This is a genomic window from Streptomyces sp. ADI95-17 (genome assembly GCF_003846175.1).
Taxonomy (GTDB): domain Bacteria; phylum Actinomycetota; class Actinomycetes; order Streptomycetales; family Streptomycetaceae; genus Streptomyces; species Streptomyces sanglieri.
Genome location: NZ_ML123047.1, coordinates 376,920 through 393,068, shown reverse-complemented (window position 1 = coordinate 393,068; position 16,149 = coordinate 376,920). Strand labels below are relative to the sequence as shown.

Below are 16,149 nucleotides of genomic sequence, written 5' to 3'. Positions count from 1 at the left end.
GGCCCGGCCCGTCATCCCTGCGGAATCAGGTGAGCCCGGAGCTGCGGGGAAGCGTCAACGCCGAGTCCGTGTGGAGCGTGATGCGCACCGGCGCGAAGGCGGTGGCGTCCACGGACGGCTCCCCGGTGCCGGGATGCCGGGCGTAGCGCGGATGGGCGCCTCCGCTGATCTGCCAGCGTATGCGGTGACCGACGGCGAAGCGATGGGCGGTGGCGCTCATCGCCACTGTGACCTGCGAGGGAACGTCTTCAGCCGTCCGAAGCCGCCCCAGTCCGTCACAGACGTTGACGGAGCGGCCCTGTGGGTCCACGTCGCACAGGCGGGTGAAGACATCGGCGTGGCCGGTGTCCGTGGAGACGCTCAGCCGGGCGGAGACCGGGCCCAGGATGTCCAGCGGCTCGGTCAGTGGGGGGCCGGTGAATGTCAGGACGTCGTCCCGGGCTTCCAGGGTGCTGTTGTCGCGTGCGCCGGCGGTGCGGGAGAGCAGCGGGCCGCCGAGGGACGGTGTGGGGTCGGCCGGGTCGTAGCGGAACGACGCCACGGGTGCGGAGTCCGTGGGGGCCTGCTGGGTGAGATGACCGCCCGGGGCGGGAGACCACGGGGCGGCGGCCGCGGCCGGCGGCCATTCGTCGAGGTCGCGCCAGGCGGATTCGCCGCCGATGTGCACGCGCACCGCGGTCGGGCGCAGGCCGGCGGGGTCGGCGCACAGGTGGGCGCGCAGCCAGGCGAGGCTCTCGGCGAACACCTCGGGCCAGCCCTGTTGCAGGGCGGAGGTGTGGGTCCAGGGGCCGACGAGCAGAGCGGTCTCGCACCCGCCCCGACGCAGCCGGTCGTACTGCTCGAAGGTCTGGTCGACCAGCGCGTCGTGCCATCCGGTGATCAGAGCCGTGGGCACCCGGAGCCGCTCTGCCGCCTCCGCCGACGACGCGCCGCGCCAGAACGTGTCCTTGGGGTCGGGGTGCGTCATCACGGCGTCCAGCCAGGGCACCTCGCCCCCGAGGGCGGACACGTACGCCCCGCGCAGGGGCCGCGCGGTGGTGGCGTCGCGCAGGCGGCGCTGAAGGCGCAGCGTCGCCTTGAGGAACGGCCCCATGCCCTGGTGCTGGTAGGTCATGCCCATACCGACGGCGAGGGCGTTCTCCAGGCGCAGCGCACCGTCCGCGTGGAACAGGGCGTAGGGATCGTGCAGGCCCACCTGCACCACCATTGCCTTCAGTTCCGGCGGCGGGTCCAGGGCAAGGGCCCACTGCGTGTAGCCCAGGTAACTGGGACCGACGGTGCCCAGTGTTCCGTTGAACCAGGGCTGCTCGCGCAGCCATGACACCGTGGCCTGCCCGTCGGCGGCCTCGTTGTGCCACAGGTCGAACGCGCCTCCCGAACCACCGGTGCCTCGGCAGCTCTGCAGGACCACGTGAAAGCCCTGTTCGGCGAAGAGCAGGCCGTACTGGGGAGACCACGGCAGACCGCGGCCATAAGGAGAGCGGACCAGGAGGGTGGGGAAGTCGCCCTCCGCACGCGGGAAGTAGTGGTCCGTGATCAGCGGGCTTCCGTCGGCGGCCGGCACCGTCAGCCCCGGTTCCCACCCGACCTCGTGCCGTTTCGCCGGCAGTCCTCGCCAGGTCGCCCTCATCATCCGTGAGGACAGCGGAGGCTTTCCGGCGGGTGGCACCCAGGCGGGTCCGGCTGTGGTGTCGGGCATGCGTGGTGGCATCGCTCCTCCTTTATTCCGTACAGTGTACGAGAATAGAGGATGCTTGGATGAACTCCGCAGGAGCCTCAACAACAGAGCCGCCTCAACAGCAGGGCCGCCTCAACAGCTCGGGGAAGGAGCGGGAGACCGTGCCCCATGACGAAAGGCCAGGAGCCGCGGGCGTCGATCCCGAACAGCTCTGGTTGCGTCCCACCGAGCCCCGCCGGGGCCGCAAGCCCTCCTTCAGCCGGGAGGGGATCGTCGCGGCGGCCGTCGCCATGGCGGACGCCGAAGGCATCGAAGCGGTCACCATGCGGCGGGTGGCGGCCCAGGTCGGAGCCGGCGTCATGTCGCTCTACAGCTACGCCCCCGACAAGGAGACCCTGCTGGAGCTGATGGTCGACCACGTCAGCGGCGAACTCACGGCCGCGGACCCGCCCAGTGGTGACTGGCGTACGGATCTGAAGACGATCGCCCATCTGCAGCGCGCCCATATGCTGCGGCACCCCTGGCTGCCCGCCGCTCTGTCCACCCGTCGCGTTCCGGGCCCCAACACGCTGGCCTTCCTGGAGCATGCGCTCGCCGCCTTGCGGCCCACCGGGCTGGACGGTGCTGCGAAGCTGGAGGTCTTCGCCCAGCTGACCGCGTTCGTGGCCGGACACGTCGCTCACGAGATCACGCAGGCCGCAGCCGCACGGTCTCCGGACCGGGGCGCGGCCGAGGCCCGCTACCTCGCCGCTGTCGCCGCCGACGGCCGCCACCCGGAACTCGCCGAAGTCCTCGCCGCCCCCGGACGCCCGCTCACCGCCGAAGCCACCTTCGCCCGGTTCCTGGGCCGCCTGATCGACGGTCTCGACGCCGGCTGATGCCGCGCACCCGCGAGCCCGGCCGTCCGCATGCCTGCGGGAGGCGCGGTGGGCGCGGAAGGTTTCACCTCCTTGCCCCTTGTTCCGTCAGGGGGTGTCGGGCCAGGCGCCCCGGGCCGCGACGTCCAGGATCAGCGCCGCGATGTTCCACGCGTCGTCGGCGCCGCTGTGGTGGCGGCCCTCCAGGGGGAGGCCGGCGATCTCCAGGGCCTGGGCCATGCCGGGGCGCTTGCGCAGGCCGTGGGCGGCGGTGAAGGGGATCTTGGCGTTGGTGTGGCGGTGGCCGAAGGGGTACCGGGTGCCGGTCGCCCGGCACTGGCGGGTGAACTGGTTGCGGTCGTAGTCGCCCCAGCTCGCCCAGGGACGTATGCCCGCCCGGTGCTCCGACGCCAGCAGCCGGCAGGCCTCGGCGAAGGACACGCCCGTGTCCACCTCGGCCTGGGTGAGACCGGTCAGCTCGGTGCAGAAGGCGCTGACCGTGGACCGGGCGGGCCGGACCAGGATCCGGTGGCGGGCGAGCCTCTCCGCCGCGCGCAGGTCGAGCACCGTCAGCCCGATCTCGATGATCTCGCTGACCGCACCCGGGGGCGGCTGGCCGTCCCAGCAGGTCGCCTCGATGTCGATCACGTTGAGGAGGTCGGGGGAGTCGGTGTCCATGGGAGCAGGGTAGGGGCGGGTGGGGTTGGGGGCACTGGGATTTCGGCCGCCGCTGTGCAGGCCACGGCCCCGACTCCGAGAGTGCCTGCCAGGGCCAGGGTGGTGACACGGCCGGTGATGACGGTCCGCATCGTCGTGAACAACGTTATGGGCAGCTGCAGTTGAGCCGACCAGGCTCGCGCGGGCTTCTCAGGCCCCCGGGGACACCCGGCGCCGTCCCCGCAGCAGTTCGGCCAGGCCCCGGCGGGTGGCGGCGATCACCACGCGGTCCTCGGGGCGCAGTACGTACCCGGGGTGCAGGTCCCAGACCAGGCCGGACGGGTGGTCCGGGGCGGCGGGGGACGGGGCGGCCAGGTCCGGACGGCGGTCGCCGGGCGGGGTGGCGTCCAGGGCCAGGACCCGCCAGGCGCCCGCCCGGAACGCCTGCTCCACCGTGTGGCCCTCCAACTGCCGGTGGCCGGCCACCTCCACCGCCGCGAACAGCATCACCTTGCGCTCCACCGGGATCGCGCCCAGGATCTGACGGCCCATCATGGCCACCGCGAAGGCCGGGGCGGCCAGATGGGAGACGGAGCGGGAGCGGGTCACGGCCTGGGGGTGGGCGGTGCGCAGGGTGCGGTAGACGGCGGTGGCGAACTCGTCGTCGTACAGCCGCAGTGCCACCCGCAGGTCCGGCTTGACCGAGCGGGCGTAGAGGGCCGCCTCCAGGTTGGTGGTGTCGGCGCTGGTCAGGGCGAGCAGCGCGCGGGAGCGCTGGATCTTCGCCGCCTCCAGCACGCCTTCCTGGGTGACGTCGCCGAGGACCACCGGTACGTGCAGCCGGCGGGCGACCGGGATGCCGCGCGCGTCCGGGTCGTCCTCCACGCACACCACGGGGATGCCGAGTTCACGCAGCCGGACGAGGACCCGGGTGCCGATCTTGCCGAGGCCGAGCAGCACCACATGGCCGGACAGGCCGCGTGGCGGGCGGCGCAGGGAGGAGGCCGTGCGGAGCGAACCGAAGGCCTCCAGGACGCCCGCGACCAGGAGCGGGAGCAGCATCAGACCGGCCACGCCGGAGAGGATCTGGATGATCTGGCGGGCCGTCTTCTCGCCGATCGCGGGGTCGCCCATCGCGAAGAGGTCGAGCAGGGTGAGGTAGGTGGCGTGCAGGGGGTCGTCGCCGGTGGTGAGCGTGGAGGCGATGGCGAGGCCCAGCACGGCCAGGCCGACGCCCAGCGCCGACCAGCGCAGCCGCCGCGAGAAGACCTGGCCGAGCGGTGCGCCCCGGCCGCCCATCCGGGGCGGCGGTCCGGCCGGCCCGGCCTGGCTGACCGCCTCCAGGACCACCGTGCCCCGGCCCGTCGCGGCGGCCACCTGCCGTTCGTCGGGCAGCAGCCGGGGGCCCTCGTCGCCGCTGCTGTCGGAGCCCTCGGTGCCCGCCGGGTCGTGGGTGGTGGAGGAGAGCAGCGCGAGGGTGCACAGGCCGGGGTCGGCGATCTGGCCGCCCCCGGGCGGGGTGCGTTCGGCGGCGCGCAGCAGCAGGCCCTCCGCCTGGATGACCTTGCTGGAGCCGGTGAGGACGGTGGCCGCGAGGGCGGGGGCGGCGGTGTCGGCGTCGGAGAGGACGGTGGTGGAGGCGTCCAGGGCGGCCCGGTCCAGGCCGGGCGCGGCGACGGCGGCGGCCTGGTCGAGGAGTGTCTCCAGGTGCTGGCCCAGCTTGCGGTTGTAGAGCCGGATGACCAGCCGGAGGCGGGGGTTGAGGCGGCGGGCGGTCAGCGCGGCGCGGATGTTGCGCTCGTCGTCGTCGTACACCAGGGCCAGGGCGGCGGCCGAGGCGACGCCCGCCTCCTCGAACGCCTCGTCGGACGGCTCCGCCGCCGCCAGGACGCGGACCGGGTCGACCCCGGCGTTGGTGTCGTCCCCCAGCGAGTCGGCCCCGCCGCCGCTGCCGCCGTTGCGGGTCATCGCCGACGACATCCGGCCGAACAGCGCGGACGCCAGACCCCGTCCCGTCAGCGGGAGTTCGGGGGCGCGGGCGTCGCGGCCGGGCGGCAGGACGAGGGTGACCCGCTCCCCGTACACGTAACGCAGCTCGACGGCGAGCCGGCGGGCCAGCGCGTCGTCGCCGCAGACGACCATGTGTCCGCTGAACGGGGAACGTTGGGGCTGCTGGGGAAGTGGGGGCACGTGACCCAGCATGCCTTGTTCCTTTCCTGTACGAGCGGGCCGTCAGTGATCCTCTGACGGTCCGGCGGGCGGGGAAGCCAGGTGCCGGGCCTGCGGGTTGGTGAGCAGATGGCGCGGGTCCGCGACCCGGACGATCGCCGACTCGACCGCCGCGACCCGGTCCGCGAGCAGCCCCAGCGCGGCGACGGCCCGGGTCATCGGGTCGCCGTCCGGGCCGCCGAGGGCCTGCGTGCGGACGTAGGAGGCGGTGATCGCGGACCAGCGCGCGGACTGTTCGGGGGTGAGCCGGCCGCGCAGCGCGGCCAGCTTCAGCAGGTTCGACTCCGCGCCGCTGGTCAGCGTCTGGGCCTCGCCCGTGTAGTGGTCGTCGATGACGTCGGACAGCTCCGCTTCGTTCATCACCGGCACGATCCGTTCGGCGATCTTGTTCATGTTGCGGTACGAGCCCTGGAGCCGGAACGGCGGCTCGGTGCGTGTCGTGTCGGTCTGCGCGGCCGACGCGATGTACGCGGCGTTCACGGCCAGGACGGTGTCGCGGGCGGTCAGCAGATGGCGCAGCACCGCGACGATCCGGTCCACCTCGGCGGGTGTGTACGGGTGTTCCGGCCGGTCCGTGCGCGCCGAGCCGTCGCCGGAGGCCAGCCGTACGAACAGGGCGAGGTCCGCGCGGGAGCGCCCGGCGAGCGGCGCCAGCACCGGGTTGGCGGTCAGCGCGTTCTCGACGAAGCTCAGCGCGAAGACGTCCTCGCGGCCGCTCAGCACCTCGCCGAGGTTCCACACGTCGGCCCGGTTGGCGAGCATGTCCGGGATCCGGAACCGCTCGCCCGACTCCGTGTACGGATTGCCGGCCATGCACACCGCGAACCGCTTGCCCCGCAGGTCGTGGCTGCGCGGCTCGCCGTCCCGCACGCCCTCGATCCGGCGGGTGGCGTCGCAGAGCGGGATGAACTTCTGGAGCAGTTCCGGCGAGGTGTGCTGGATGTCGTCCAGGTAGAGGAGCGTGTTGTTGCCGGACTCCAGCGCGAAGTTGATCTTCTCGATCTCCTGGCGGGCGGTCGCGGTGCGGGCCTGGGCCGGGTCGAGCGAGGTCACGTCGTGGCCCAGGTTCGGGCCGCTGATCTTGACGAGTACCAGGCCGAGCCGGTCGGCGACGTACTCCATCAGCGTCGTCTTGCCGTAGCCGGGCGGCGACACCAGCAGCAGCAGGCCCTGCGAGTCGGTGCGCCGGTCGGCGTCGGCGGTGCCGAGCTGCTTGGCGAGGCTGTCCCCGATCAGCGGCAGGTACACCTCGTCCAGCAGCCGGTTGCGGACGAACGCCGACATGACGCGCGGCCGGTGGTCGTCCAGCCGCAGCCGGGCCCGCTCGGCGTTCACCAGCGCGGTGCGCCGGCGTTGGTAGGCGCGGAACCCGGGGACGGTCGAGGCCCGGAACTCGGCCGTGCGGGCGAGGAGTTCGTCGATCCGGACGGTCAGCGTGCCCCGTTCGACGCGCGGGTGGGTGCCGAGCAGCCCCTCCACCCGTGCGGTCAGCGGTGCCTCGCAGTCGTACCGGCCGAGCACCGGATCCGGGCAGAGCTCCACGGCCACGGCCTCCGCGAGATCGCCCGCGTCGATCCCGCCGCCGCTCGCGGCGGCGTACGGGGCGAGCCAGCCCTCGACGAGCTGGCGGCGGGCCGGAAGGTCGTCGCCCAGCGCGGCGAGATCCTCGTCGTACGCCGAAGTCCCCGTCGTGCGCCGGAACTTGTCCAGGAAGGTGCGGACGGCGGCGCTGGTGACGAATCCTTCCGGGCCGCTGGTCAGCTCCTCGAAGAGGTACTCGGCGACGGCGGCCGGGTCCTCGCCCCCGATGACGGCCGCCCACTCCTCCTGGAGGGCGTCGACGGCCGGGGTCAGGCCGAAGGTCTCGCGGGCGCGGGCCAGCGAACGGGCCCGCCGGGTCCAGGAGGTGCGCCGCGCCTCGTCCGTGCCGTACGCCCAGAAGAGTTGAGCGGTTGCCCGGACGGCGGGCGGGCGGCGCAGCAGGCCGGCCCCGGCGTGCAGCCGCAGCAGGGCGGTGAGGATCGCGGTGGCGTCCTCGTCGTGGACGCCGCGCTGATAGCCCTCGTCGTACGCGGTGGCTGCCGACTCCCTTACGAGTGCCGCGAGTTGGTCCGCATCGAGCGCGGCCAGGGTGTCCGCGCCCCGCTCGTCCAGGAGCCGGGCGGCCAGGTGCTCGGACCGGTAGACCTGCGGGGACTCCGAGGGGAGGGTCTGCTCCCAGTACGGGCGGGTCGCCTCGAACTCCGGGTCGGTGACCGGCGCCCGGTAGTCGGTGCCGGTGAGGGCGAACGCCAGCCGGTCCCCGTGCGGGACGAGCGTCAGATCGAAGGGCTGGGTGTTCACCGCGAACCGGTGCCGGCCCAGCCGGATCGTGGCGCCGCCGTCCGCGTACAGCTCACTGCGGTCGCGCAGCGCCCGCCCGGCCTCCTGGCGGGCGGCCAGCAGCTGCCCGTCGAGCTCCTCGGCCCGCACCGGATCGCCGAGTTCGCGCAGCTCGTCGGCGGTGCGGCGGATCCTGGCGGCCATCGGGTCGGAGGCCAGGAAGGTGTTCACGGCGTCCAGGTCGTCCAGCGCGGACAGCCGCCGGGAGACCGTCTCCAGGACCCGGGCCGCCGACTGGGCCAGCCGCTCGGCGCGCCGGGCACGGGCGTCCTGGAGGGTCTGCTTGCGGGCCGAGAACGCCTCGTACACCTCCGTCCGGCGCTCGGCCAGCTCGGCCAGGAAGTCGTCGAACTCCGCGAACCGCGACTCCAGGTTTTCCAGCTGGAGCAGCAACTTGGAAAGTTGGTCGTCACAGGCGTCCGGGGTGTCGGCGGCGGCGATCGCCCCGGTGACGGCCTGCCCGAGCAGGGCGAACTCGGCGGCGAACTCGGCGCGGCCCTCGTGGTCGAGGAGCTCGCGGCGGCGGGCTTCGAGGGTGGCGCGGGCCCGGTTCACCCCGCCGAGCACCTCGGCGATCCGCTCCAGGATCGACGTGCGCACCGTGGTGTCCCCGATGTCGAGACCGGTGACGACCTCCGTGACGGTGCTCAGCCCGTCCGTCATCTCGCTCAACCGGTCACCGAGCGCCGCCGTGTCCGCGACGGTGGCGAGCCCGGACGCCTCGGCGGTGAGCCGGGCGATGTCCTCGTGGTAGCCGGCGAAGGAGTCGTCCCGGCCGAGGAACGCGACGGCGCGCCGGCCGGCCGATTCGAGGTCGGCGGCGGTCGCGGCGGAGAGCTCTTCGATGCGCCCGGTGTCGGCGTACCGCATTTCGGCGAGCGTCGCCAAGTGACCGTGGGTCCGGCGCAGTTCGGTGAGCTGTTCGACCCAGGCGGCGGCCGAGCGGGGAGCCTCGCCCCGGATGCGGCGGACGAGCGCGGTGAGCCGGTCGGCCGTCTCGTCCAGTGCGTCGGCGGCCTGCCGGGTCAGCTCCCGTACGGTCTCGAACTCGGTCAGGACCTGCTCGGCGGTGGCCCTGAGCTCCGCCAACGGGGCGGCGAGCTCGCCCAGTTCGGTGTCGGTCAGCCAGTGGTAGCGGTCGGTGGCCCGGGTGCAGTCCGTGACCAGTTGCGCGTACACGGCGGCGGTCGGCGTGGTCTCGGCGGCGCTGTGCGCCAGCGCCAGACAGTCGGAGATCCCGCGCACCAGATCGGCGTTGCCGACCCGGGCGAGCGGGCCGGTCCCGGCGGGGCGGGCGGCCGCGTGGGTGTCGGAGACGTACGGGGTCCGCCAGCGCTGCAAGGGGTGGACCCGGGCCGGTTCGTCGCCGGTGGCGCCGGTGCGCAGCAGGACGAGGGTGCCGTCGTCGAGCAGGGCGTGGCCACGGCCCTGGAGCGGGGTGGCGACCTCCTGCCGGATCAGGTTGTAGGGCAGCAGCAGGCCCCGGCCGTCGTCGGGGGAGCGGAAGACGTAGAGGACGTCCTCGCCGTTCGGGGAGCGGACCGCGCCCTCGAAGACCGGGTCGGTGAGCGGTTCGGCGATGTCGAAGGTCTTGGCAGTGCCGGTGGTGAGGTAGTAGCCGCCGGGGAAGATGATTCCCTGGTCCTCCGGCAGCCTGTGGCAGGCCGGCCCGATGCCGTCGAGCCGCAGCACGGTGCCGAGCAGTGTGTTGAAGACCAGGTACCGCCAGGACTCCTCGTTGTACGGGCGTACCCGGAGCAGGACCAGCGGCCCGATCGTGGCGTGCTCGACCTCCGCGTCGGCCAGCGACTGGAGGGGCTCGGCGACCGGCTCCCGGTAGATCCCGTCCGGGGTGTCGGTGTCGTTGACCGTCTTGACGGTGAGGGTGCCGCCGAGGGTGTCGACGTAGAGCGCGGCGCTGTCCGGGCCGTCCCCGCCCACCGCGATGTGCGGATGCCGCCCCAGTACGTGCGACTCGCGGCCGGCGGCGGTCCAGGTGAAGTCGTGCGAGGGCGGGAAGACGTGGTCGCGGTCGCCGCGCGCGTCGAGGAACGCGCCCGGCGAGCCGTCCGGGGCGAGCGCCCAGCGCAGCACCCTGATGCCGTCCGCGCTCTCGCCGGTACGGAAGACGGCGAGCAGCTTCCCGTCCACCAGGCGCAGCCGCAGCAGCCGGGCGTCGCGGTAGTAGCGGTGCAGCGCGGTGAACTCGCGTACGAAGTCCTCGTCGGCGATCGGCCCGCCCTGGACCGGATCCGTCAACTCCGGTCCGTACAGGGCGAGTACGTCGGCCACCTCGGCCGGGTCCGGTGCCCCCGGGCCGCGTTCGAAGCCGAACAGCAGCTGCCCGCCGACGGCCACCAGGTCGCGGGGGACGGCCGGCTGTCCGGTGCGGATCCGTTCGGTGCCGGTGAGCCGGAGCTCGGTCGAGCCGAACTCCTCGGTGCGGCGGGTGTTCAGCTCCTCGGCCCGGCGCGCCAGCTCGGCGGCCCGGTCGCCGAGCCGGCGGCGCAGTACGTCGTACGTCCCCGCGTCCACGGGGCCGCCGGTGGGCGCTGCGGTCGTGGTGTCGGTGTCCATGCGTACGACTCTCCCTGCGAGCTGTTGCGAGCTGTGTGGTGCGCCCGTCCGGCGGCCGGTGCGGTGCGGCCGCCGGACGGGCCCGGTTCCGTCCTGCGGGCAGCCCTTACGCGACCGGCGCGGACCCGTTCCGCGAGACCGGTACGGAGGTGGCGTCCGCCGTCCCCGTCACCGCCGAGACCGGCATGTCGGCCAGCCCCAGCTCCTTCGCGGCGGACAGGAGCTGCTGGATCTGCCCCGGAGCGACCCCGGCTCCCGGCGACCGCATCATCCGCATCAGCAGCGCGGATACTGTCAGGTTCTGCACATCGCTCGTGGACACCGAGCCGAGCACCCGGGTCAGGTCGTCGGTGAACGACGAGCTGCCGTTCAGCCACGGACCCGCGAGAGCCTTCGCGGTGTCCGAGTTCTCCACGAATCCGTCGAAGCTCTTGCCCATCGAGACGGCCGAGACCAGCCGGTCGAAGAAGACCGACTCCCCGCCGACGATGTCGATGTCGGCGTTCTCCAGGCCCGTGGCCAGCACCGTGGCCTGCGCCTCGGCGACCTGACGCTGCACGTCGAGGCCGGCCAGCCGGATCTCCTTCTCCGCGGCGAGCCGCAGCCGGTACTCCTCGTGTCCGCGCGAGGCGTCGTCCAGCGCCGCCATCGCGGCCGCCTTCTCGGTGAGGCCCGCGGCCTCGGCCTTCAGCTTCTCGCCGATCATCGCCGCGTCGGCCGTCGCCTGGGCCTGGGTGCCCTCGGCCGTCGCGAGCGCCTTGAGCCTGGCCCCCTCGGCCTCGGCCTTGAGCCGGGCGGACGTGGCCTCGGCCTCGGCGAGACCGGCCTTCTCGATGACATCGGCCTCCGCCTCACGCACCTGGATCTCGGCGAGGCCGGGCGCCGCGGACTCCGCCTGGATGCCCTCGGCCAGCCGCAGCTTCGCCTGGGCGTCCAGGTCCGCGGTCTTCAGCCGGGCCTCGGCGAGCGTCAGCTGCTCGGCGGCCAGGTGGGTGGCCGCGGCCTCGGCCGCCTCGGCGGCCTTGATGTCCTTGACCAGCTTCTCCTGGGCCTCCGCCTCGGCGGCGATGATGACCGACCTGCGGGTGCGCTCCGACTCCTCGACGGCCCGCAGCGTCTTGATGGACTCCTCCTGCTCGGCGACCGTGCGGTCCACCGCGATCCGCTCCCGGATCACATCGGCGACGTCACGGCGCTCGGCCTCGACCTCCTTCGTCGCGGCGATCCGGTCCAGCTCGGTCTGCCGCTCGCGCCCGATGACCTCGATCAGCCGGTCCTTCTCGATGCGCTCGTTCTCCACCGCGATGACCCGCTCACGGTTCTTCTGCGCGACGGCGATCTCCCGCGCCTGGTTCTCCCGCTGGATGCCGAGCTGCTCCTCGGTACGGATGAACGCGGCCTGGGCGCCGAGCCGTTCCTCCTCCTGGACCTTGGCGGTCGCGGCCTCCTCGCGGGCCCGCAGCGTCTCGACCTCGCGGCGCTGCTTGATCTCGGCCTCGGCCTGCCGGCGCTCCAGCTCCAGGATGGTCTCCCGGGCGTCGACGTCCTGCCGGGTGATCTCCTTCTGCTCGGTGCGCTGGAACTCGTTGGTGCGCACGTGCTCGATCGCCGTCAGCTCGGTGATCTTGCGGATGCCCTGCGCGTCCAGGATGTTGGCGCCGTCGAGCTGCGTCATCGGCGTCTGCTCAAGGAAGTCGATCGCGGCGTCGTCGAGGTGGTAGCCGTTCAGGTCGGTGCCGATGACCCGGATGATCCGGTCCCGGAACTCCTCGCGCTTGGTGTACAGATCGACGAAGTCCAGCTGCTTGCCGACCGTCTTGAGCGCCTCGGCGAACTTCGCGCCGAAGAACTCCTGGATCGCCACCTTGTCGCTGGCCCGCTCCGTACCGATGGACTGGGCGACCTTGATGACGTCCTCGACGGTCTTGTTGACCCGCACGAAGAAGTTGATGTGGATGTCGGCGCGGATGTTGTCCTGGCAGATCAGGCCCTCGCGCCCGGTGCGGCGGATCTCGATGGTCTTCACCGAGATGTCCATGGTCTCGGCCTTGTGCAGGACCGGCAGGACGACGGCCCCGGTGAAGGTGACATCGACCTTCTTGGTCTTGGAGATGATCAGCGCCTTGCCCTGCTCGACCTTGCGGAAGAGCCGGCTGACGACGAGGAGCAGGGCTACGGCGATGAGCAGAACGACGGCTACGAGCACACCGAAGCCCAGGGTGATGGCATCCATGACAGTCCTTGCGGCTGGTGAGGAAGGTGGTGAAGGAAGAGGAGGGGCGCGGCGGTCCCGGCAGCGGGCGTCCCGGCGGCGAACGGCCCGCGGGCGCGTCCCGACGGGGGCGATCTGGCGCACGACGGCGGTGCGACGGACGGTCCGGGCGGCCTGCGCCGGCCCGCGCGACCCGGACGGTCAGCCGGTGCGGCGCGGGGTGCGGCGCGTGCCCGAGGGTGGTCGCGGCGCCGGCGGGCCCGGGTCCAGGGCCTTGTCGTAGGGCGAGACCCAGAAGAACTCGCCCTCGTCGTCGTACGCGTACAGAAGTCCCGCACTGCCCGCGGCGAGGACCGGACCGTCCGTCGGAGCGAGCAGCCTGACCTGCACGATCGCGGTGGAGCCGTCGTCCGCGGTGACCTCGGCCTGGCCGAAGTCGGAACTGACGGAACCGGTACGGACCGTGCAGACCCGGCCCAGGAAGTCCTGCCGCGACGGAGGAGGTTCGTCGGGGAAGCTGCGGCGGAAGCAGCGCACCAGGATCCGCAGCACGGCCCATCCGAGCAGCAGCGCTCCGGCGAACACGCCACAGGCGAGCGCGGCCCGGGTGAGACCGGTGGTACCGCTGCGGTGCACCAGGACCGTACCGGTGAGGCTGGTGAACCAGCCGACGACGACCATCACGGACACCGAGACGGTGACCGGCACCCCGCCGATCCCGGCCAGGTCGGTGTCGATGTCGCCGTCGAAGGAGTGGTGGTCGGCCGCACCGGCCAGCACCAGGAGCCAGAAGAGGACGACGACGGCCAGCGCGGCGCCGAACAGAACGGCGGGAAAGGCGGTCGCTGCGCTCAGGAACTCCTGCATCCGTCCACCCCTTCTGCTGCCGGGCGGCCGGTGGTGACTCCGGTGCTGCGGCACCGCGTGGCGCGGTGCCGCAGCAGCCGGGTCGTTTCCCCCGTGTCCCCCGTGTTCCCCCGGTTGGTGCTGACCGGATCGTGTCATTCGTGGGCATGAGATCGCATTGCCGGAGCCCGGCAATCTTTGCTCGTCCTTGATGCCGGGCACCGGCACCGGGCGGTATGCGTTGGGTGAGTGTCAACGTCGCGACAGGATTGTGAGGAGAACGCGTGCCGGAGCCGGAGATCCCCGATGAGCTTCTGGCGGGATATGACCGCATCCTGGCCGATGTGGCCGCCACCGGACGCCGGCTCACCCGGGACGAGCTGGACGACCGCCGCCTGCTGGGCCGGGAGGCCGCCGAGTCCGGATTCCAGCTGCGCGCCCTGGTCGTCCGTCACATCGCGGCGACCCGCACCGCCTGGCCCCTCGCCGCCGCGGCCGACGGGGCGGCCACGGATTCGGTGCTGGCCGCCGTCGAGCAGGCCGTGGACGCCTTCGCGGACGGCTTCGAGCGGGCCCAGCGGATCACGGTGCGGCGCGAGGAGGCGGCCCGGCGCGAGTTCATCGACGACCTGTTGTACGGGCGCAGCGATCTGGGGCGGCTCGCCGAGCGGGCCACCCGGTTCGGGCTGCGGCTCTCCCGCGCGCACGCGGTGGCGGTGGCGACGGGCCCGGAGGCGTACACGGAGACCGACTCCGTGCCGCGCACGGTCGAGGCGGCGCTGCTCGCCCGGTTCGGCGGCCGGAAGATCCTGCTCACGACGAAGGACGGGCGGCTGGTCTGCATCGCCCCCGGCAGCCAGCCCGACGTCCTGCGGTACTTCGCCAAGCAGTCGCACGCGGCGACGGACGGCGGCCGGGTCGCGGTGGGGCGTCCGCACCACGGGCCCGGCGGCGTGGTCCATTCCTACGACGAGGCGCTGGAGGCGCTGGAGCTCGCGGAGCGGCTGGATCTGGAGGATCCCGTGCTGTACGCCGCGGATCTGCTGGTCTATCCGGTGCTGACCCGCGACCGGCAGGCGATGGCCGATCTGGTCCGCAGCGAGCTGGGCCCGCTCCAGCAGGCCCGCGGTGGTGCCGAACCCCTGCTGAAGACGCTCGCCGTCTACTTCGACGCGGGCTGCGTGGCCGCGGAGACGGCCCGTCGGCTGTCGCTGAGCGTACGGGCGTTGACCTACCGGCTGGAGCGGATCCATCAGCTGACCGGTTCGGATCCGTCCGACCCGGTGCACCGCTACACCCTGCAGACAGCGGTCATCGGCGCACGGCTGCTGGACTGGCCGGCCAAGGAGGTGTGACCCGGCCGCGGGGCCCGGCGGGGCCGGACGGGATCCGACGGCGGGACCCGGAGAGGGCGGCCGGGTCCGGAGAAAAGGGTGGCCGGGGATGCGCAAAGGGGGAGTAGCGCATCCCCGGCCTGCCGGGCGCCGGCCGGTGGTCAGTCGGCGGCGCTTGTTCCGGCGGTCCGGGACGCCGGACCGGGCGGTGCCGGTCCGGCGGACAGGGGGAGACCTACAGGTCGAACTCGTGCGGCGGGAGGTCGAGCGCGAAGCACGCCTCGCGCACGACGGCCTGCTCCGACTTGTCGAAGTCGCCGTCGGCGCCGCCGATGACGATGCCGATCTGGATGACGGCACGGGCCTCGGCGGGCTTCTTCTTCGCCTTGCCGATCTCCTGGAGCACGCTGACCTTGCCGAAGGCGAAGTCGGCGGTGAGCTTGTTCACGTAGTCGTTGAAGCGGCGCTGGAGGTCGTCCGCCGGGAAGTTCTGCAGGACCTCGTTGGAGGCGATCAGCGAGGCGACGCGCTGGCGCTCGGACGGGTCGATGGAACCGTCGGCAGCGGCGACAAGGGCGCACATCGCCATGCTCGCGTCGCGGAACGCCCCGCTCTTCAGGTCGTTCTTCTTGGCTTCCAGCTGCGACTGCATCGACGAGGCGGATTCCTTGATCCGATCCCACAGTGCCATGACGTCTCCATACGTTGCTTGCGTTGCGTTGCCGGATGTAATCCAACTCTACAGACGTGTAGAAGTTAGCAGCAGGGGCGGTTGCTGTGTTCCGGAAACGGCGGTAAGTAGGATGCTGCGACGCCGCGGCCGACGCGGCATCGCAGAAGGGCGGACCCCTGATGGACCCGGCCAGGCCCGGCCACCACCCGGACAACGAACCACCACGCGACGGAGTGCCCGGCCACGCGGAACCACTGCCCGGCCCGGCGCGCCCCGGCGGTGAACGTCCCGGAAGCCGGCGGCTGCGCAGACGCGGGCAGGGCGAACTGGAGGCCCAGGTCCTCGCCGTGCTGCACTCGGCGAACGGCCCCGCGACGGCCGGCTGGGTCCAGGAGCACCTCGAAGGCGACCTCGCTTACACCACCGTCATCACGATCCTCTCCCGCCTCTACGAGAAGAAGGCCGTGACCCGGTCCCGCGAGGGCCGCTCCTACACCTGGACGTCCGCCTCCGACGAGGCCGGTCTCGCCGCCCTGCGGATGCGCCGGGTGCTGGACGGCGAACGCGACCGCGACGCCGTGCTCGCCCGCTTCATCTCGGCCCTCTCCCCCGGGGACGAGGAACGCCTGCGCGCCCTGCTCGCGCGGGCGGCCGCCCCGGACGATCCGGTCGACCCCCGTGACACGGAAGGCCTGTAGCCCGCC

General features: G+C 72.8%; 10 protein-coding genes. 3 read left to right on the top strand and 7 right to left on the bottom strand.

What is annotated here, in order from left to right; translation table 11 throughout:
• Positions 1-25: 25 nt before the first annotated feature.
• Positions 26-1,630, bottom strand: coding sequence for a CocE/NonD family hydrolase (locus EES42_RS20745; RefSeq protein WP_124720155.1), 1,605 nt, complete (start codon positions 1,628-1,630; stop codon positions 26-28).
• Positions 1,631-1,839: 209 nt separating this feature from the next.
• On the opposite strand from EES42_RS20745, the gene EES42_RS20740 reads away from it, so the two are divergent.
• Positions 1,840-2,556: a TetR/AcrR family transcriptional regulator C-terminal domain-containing protein gene (locus EES42_RS20740; RefSeq protein ID WP_241196530.1), complete on the top strand. Its 717-nt coding sequence runs from the start codon at positions 1,840-1,842 to the stop codon at positions 2,554-2,556.
• 87 nt (positions 2,557-2,643) lie between these two features.
• On the opposite strand, the gene EES42_RS20735 is transcribed toward EES42_RS20740, so the two are convergent.
• The 5 genes from EES42_RS20735 to EES42_RS20715 form a co-directional block, all read right to left on the bottom strand.
• Positions 2,644-3,213: a 3'-5' exonuclease gene (locus EES42_RS20735; protein ID WP_124719743.1), complete on the bottom strand. Its 570-nt coding sequence runs from the start codon at positions 3,211-3,213 to the stop codon at positions 2,644-2,646.
• Between the two features lie 189 nt (positions 3,214-3,402).
• The gene (locus EES42_RS20730; protein WP_124719742.1) at positions 3,403-5,394 is read right to left on the bottom strand and encodes a potassium channel family protein; all 1,992 of its coding nucleotides are present in this window, start codon (positions 5,392-5,394) and stop codon (positions 3,403-3,405) included.
• 30 nt (positions 5,395-5,424) lie between these two features.
• The gene (locus EES42_RS20725) at positions 5,425-10,380 is read right to left on the bottom strand and encodes a DNA repair ATPase (RefSeq protein ID WP_124719741.1); all 4,956 of its coding nucleotides are present in this window, start codon (positions 10,378-10,380) and stop codon (positions 5,425-5,427) included.
• Positions 10,381-10,486: 106 nt separating this feature from the next.
• Positions 10,487-12,613: a flotillin family protein gene (locus tag EES42_RS20720; RefSeq protein ID WP_124719740.1), complete on the bottom strand. Its 2,127-nt coding sequence runs from the start codon at positions 12,611-12,613 to the stop codon at positions 10,487-10,489.
• A gap of 180 nt (positions 12,614-12,793) precedes the next feature.
• On the bottom strand, positions 12,794-13,459 hold the full coding sequence (locus EES42_RS20715; RefSeq protein WP_124719739.1) for a hypothetical protein: 666 nt from the start codon (positions 13,457-13,459) through the stop codon (positions 12,794-12,796).
• A gap of 263 nt (positions 13,460-13,722) precedes the next feature.
• Between EES42_RS20715 and EES42_RS20710 the strand changes: the two genes are divergently transcribed.
• Positions 13,723-14,793, top strand: a complete 1,071-nt coding sequence (locus EES42_RS20710) for a PucR family transcriptional regulator (protein WP_124719738.1) — start codon at positions 13,723-13,725, stop codon at positions 14,791-14,793.
• A 214-nt stretch (positions 14,794-15,007) separates the two neighbouring features.
• On the opposite strand, the gene EES42_RS20705 is transcribed toward EES42_RS20710, so the two are convergent.
• On the bottom strand, positions 15,008-15,463 hold the full coding sequence (locus EES42_RS20705; RefSeq protein WP_093899464.1) for a tellurite resistance TerB family protein: 456 nt from the start codon (positions 15,461-15,463) through the stop codon (positions 15,008-15,010).
• Positions 15,464-15,624: 161 nt separating this feature from the next.
• On the opposite strand from EES42_RS20705, the gene EES42_RS20700 reads away from it, so the two are divergent.
• Complete coding sequence (locus EES42_RS20700; RefSeq protein ID WP_124719737.1) at positions 15,625-16,143, top strand: BlaI/MecI/CopY family transcriptional regulator; 519 nt, start codon at positions 15,625-15,627, stop codon at positions 16,141-16,143.
• The last annotated feature ends 6 nt before the right edge of the window (positions 16,144-16,149 follow it).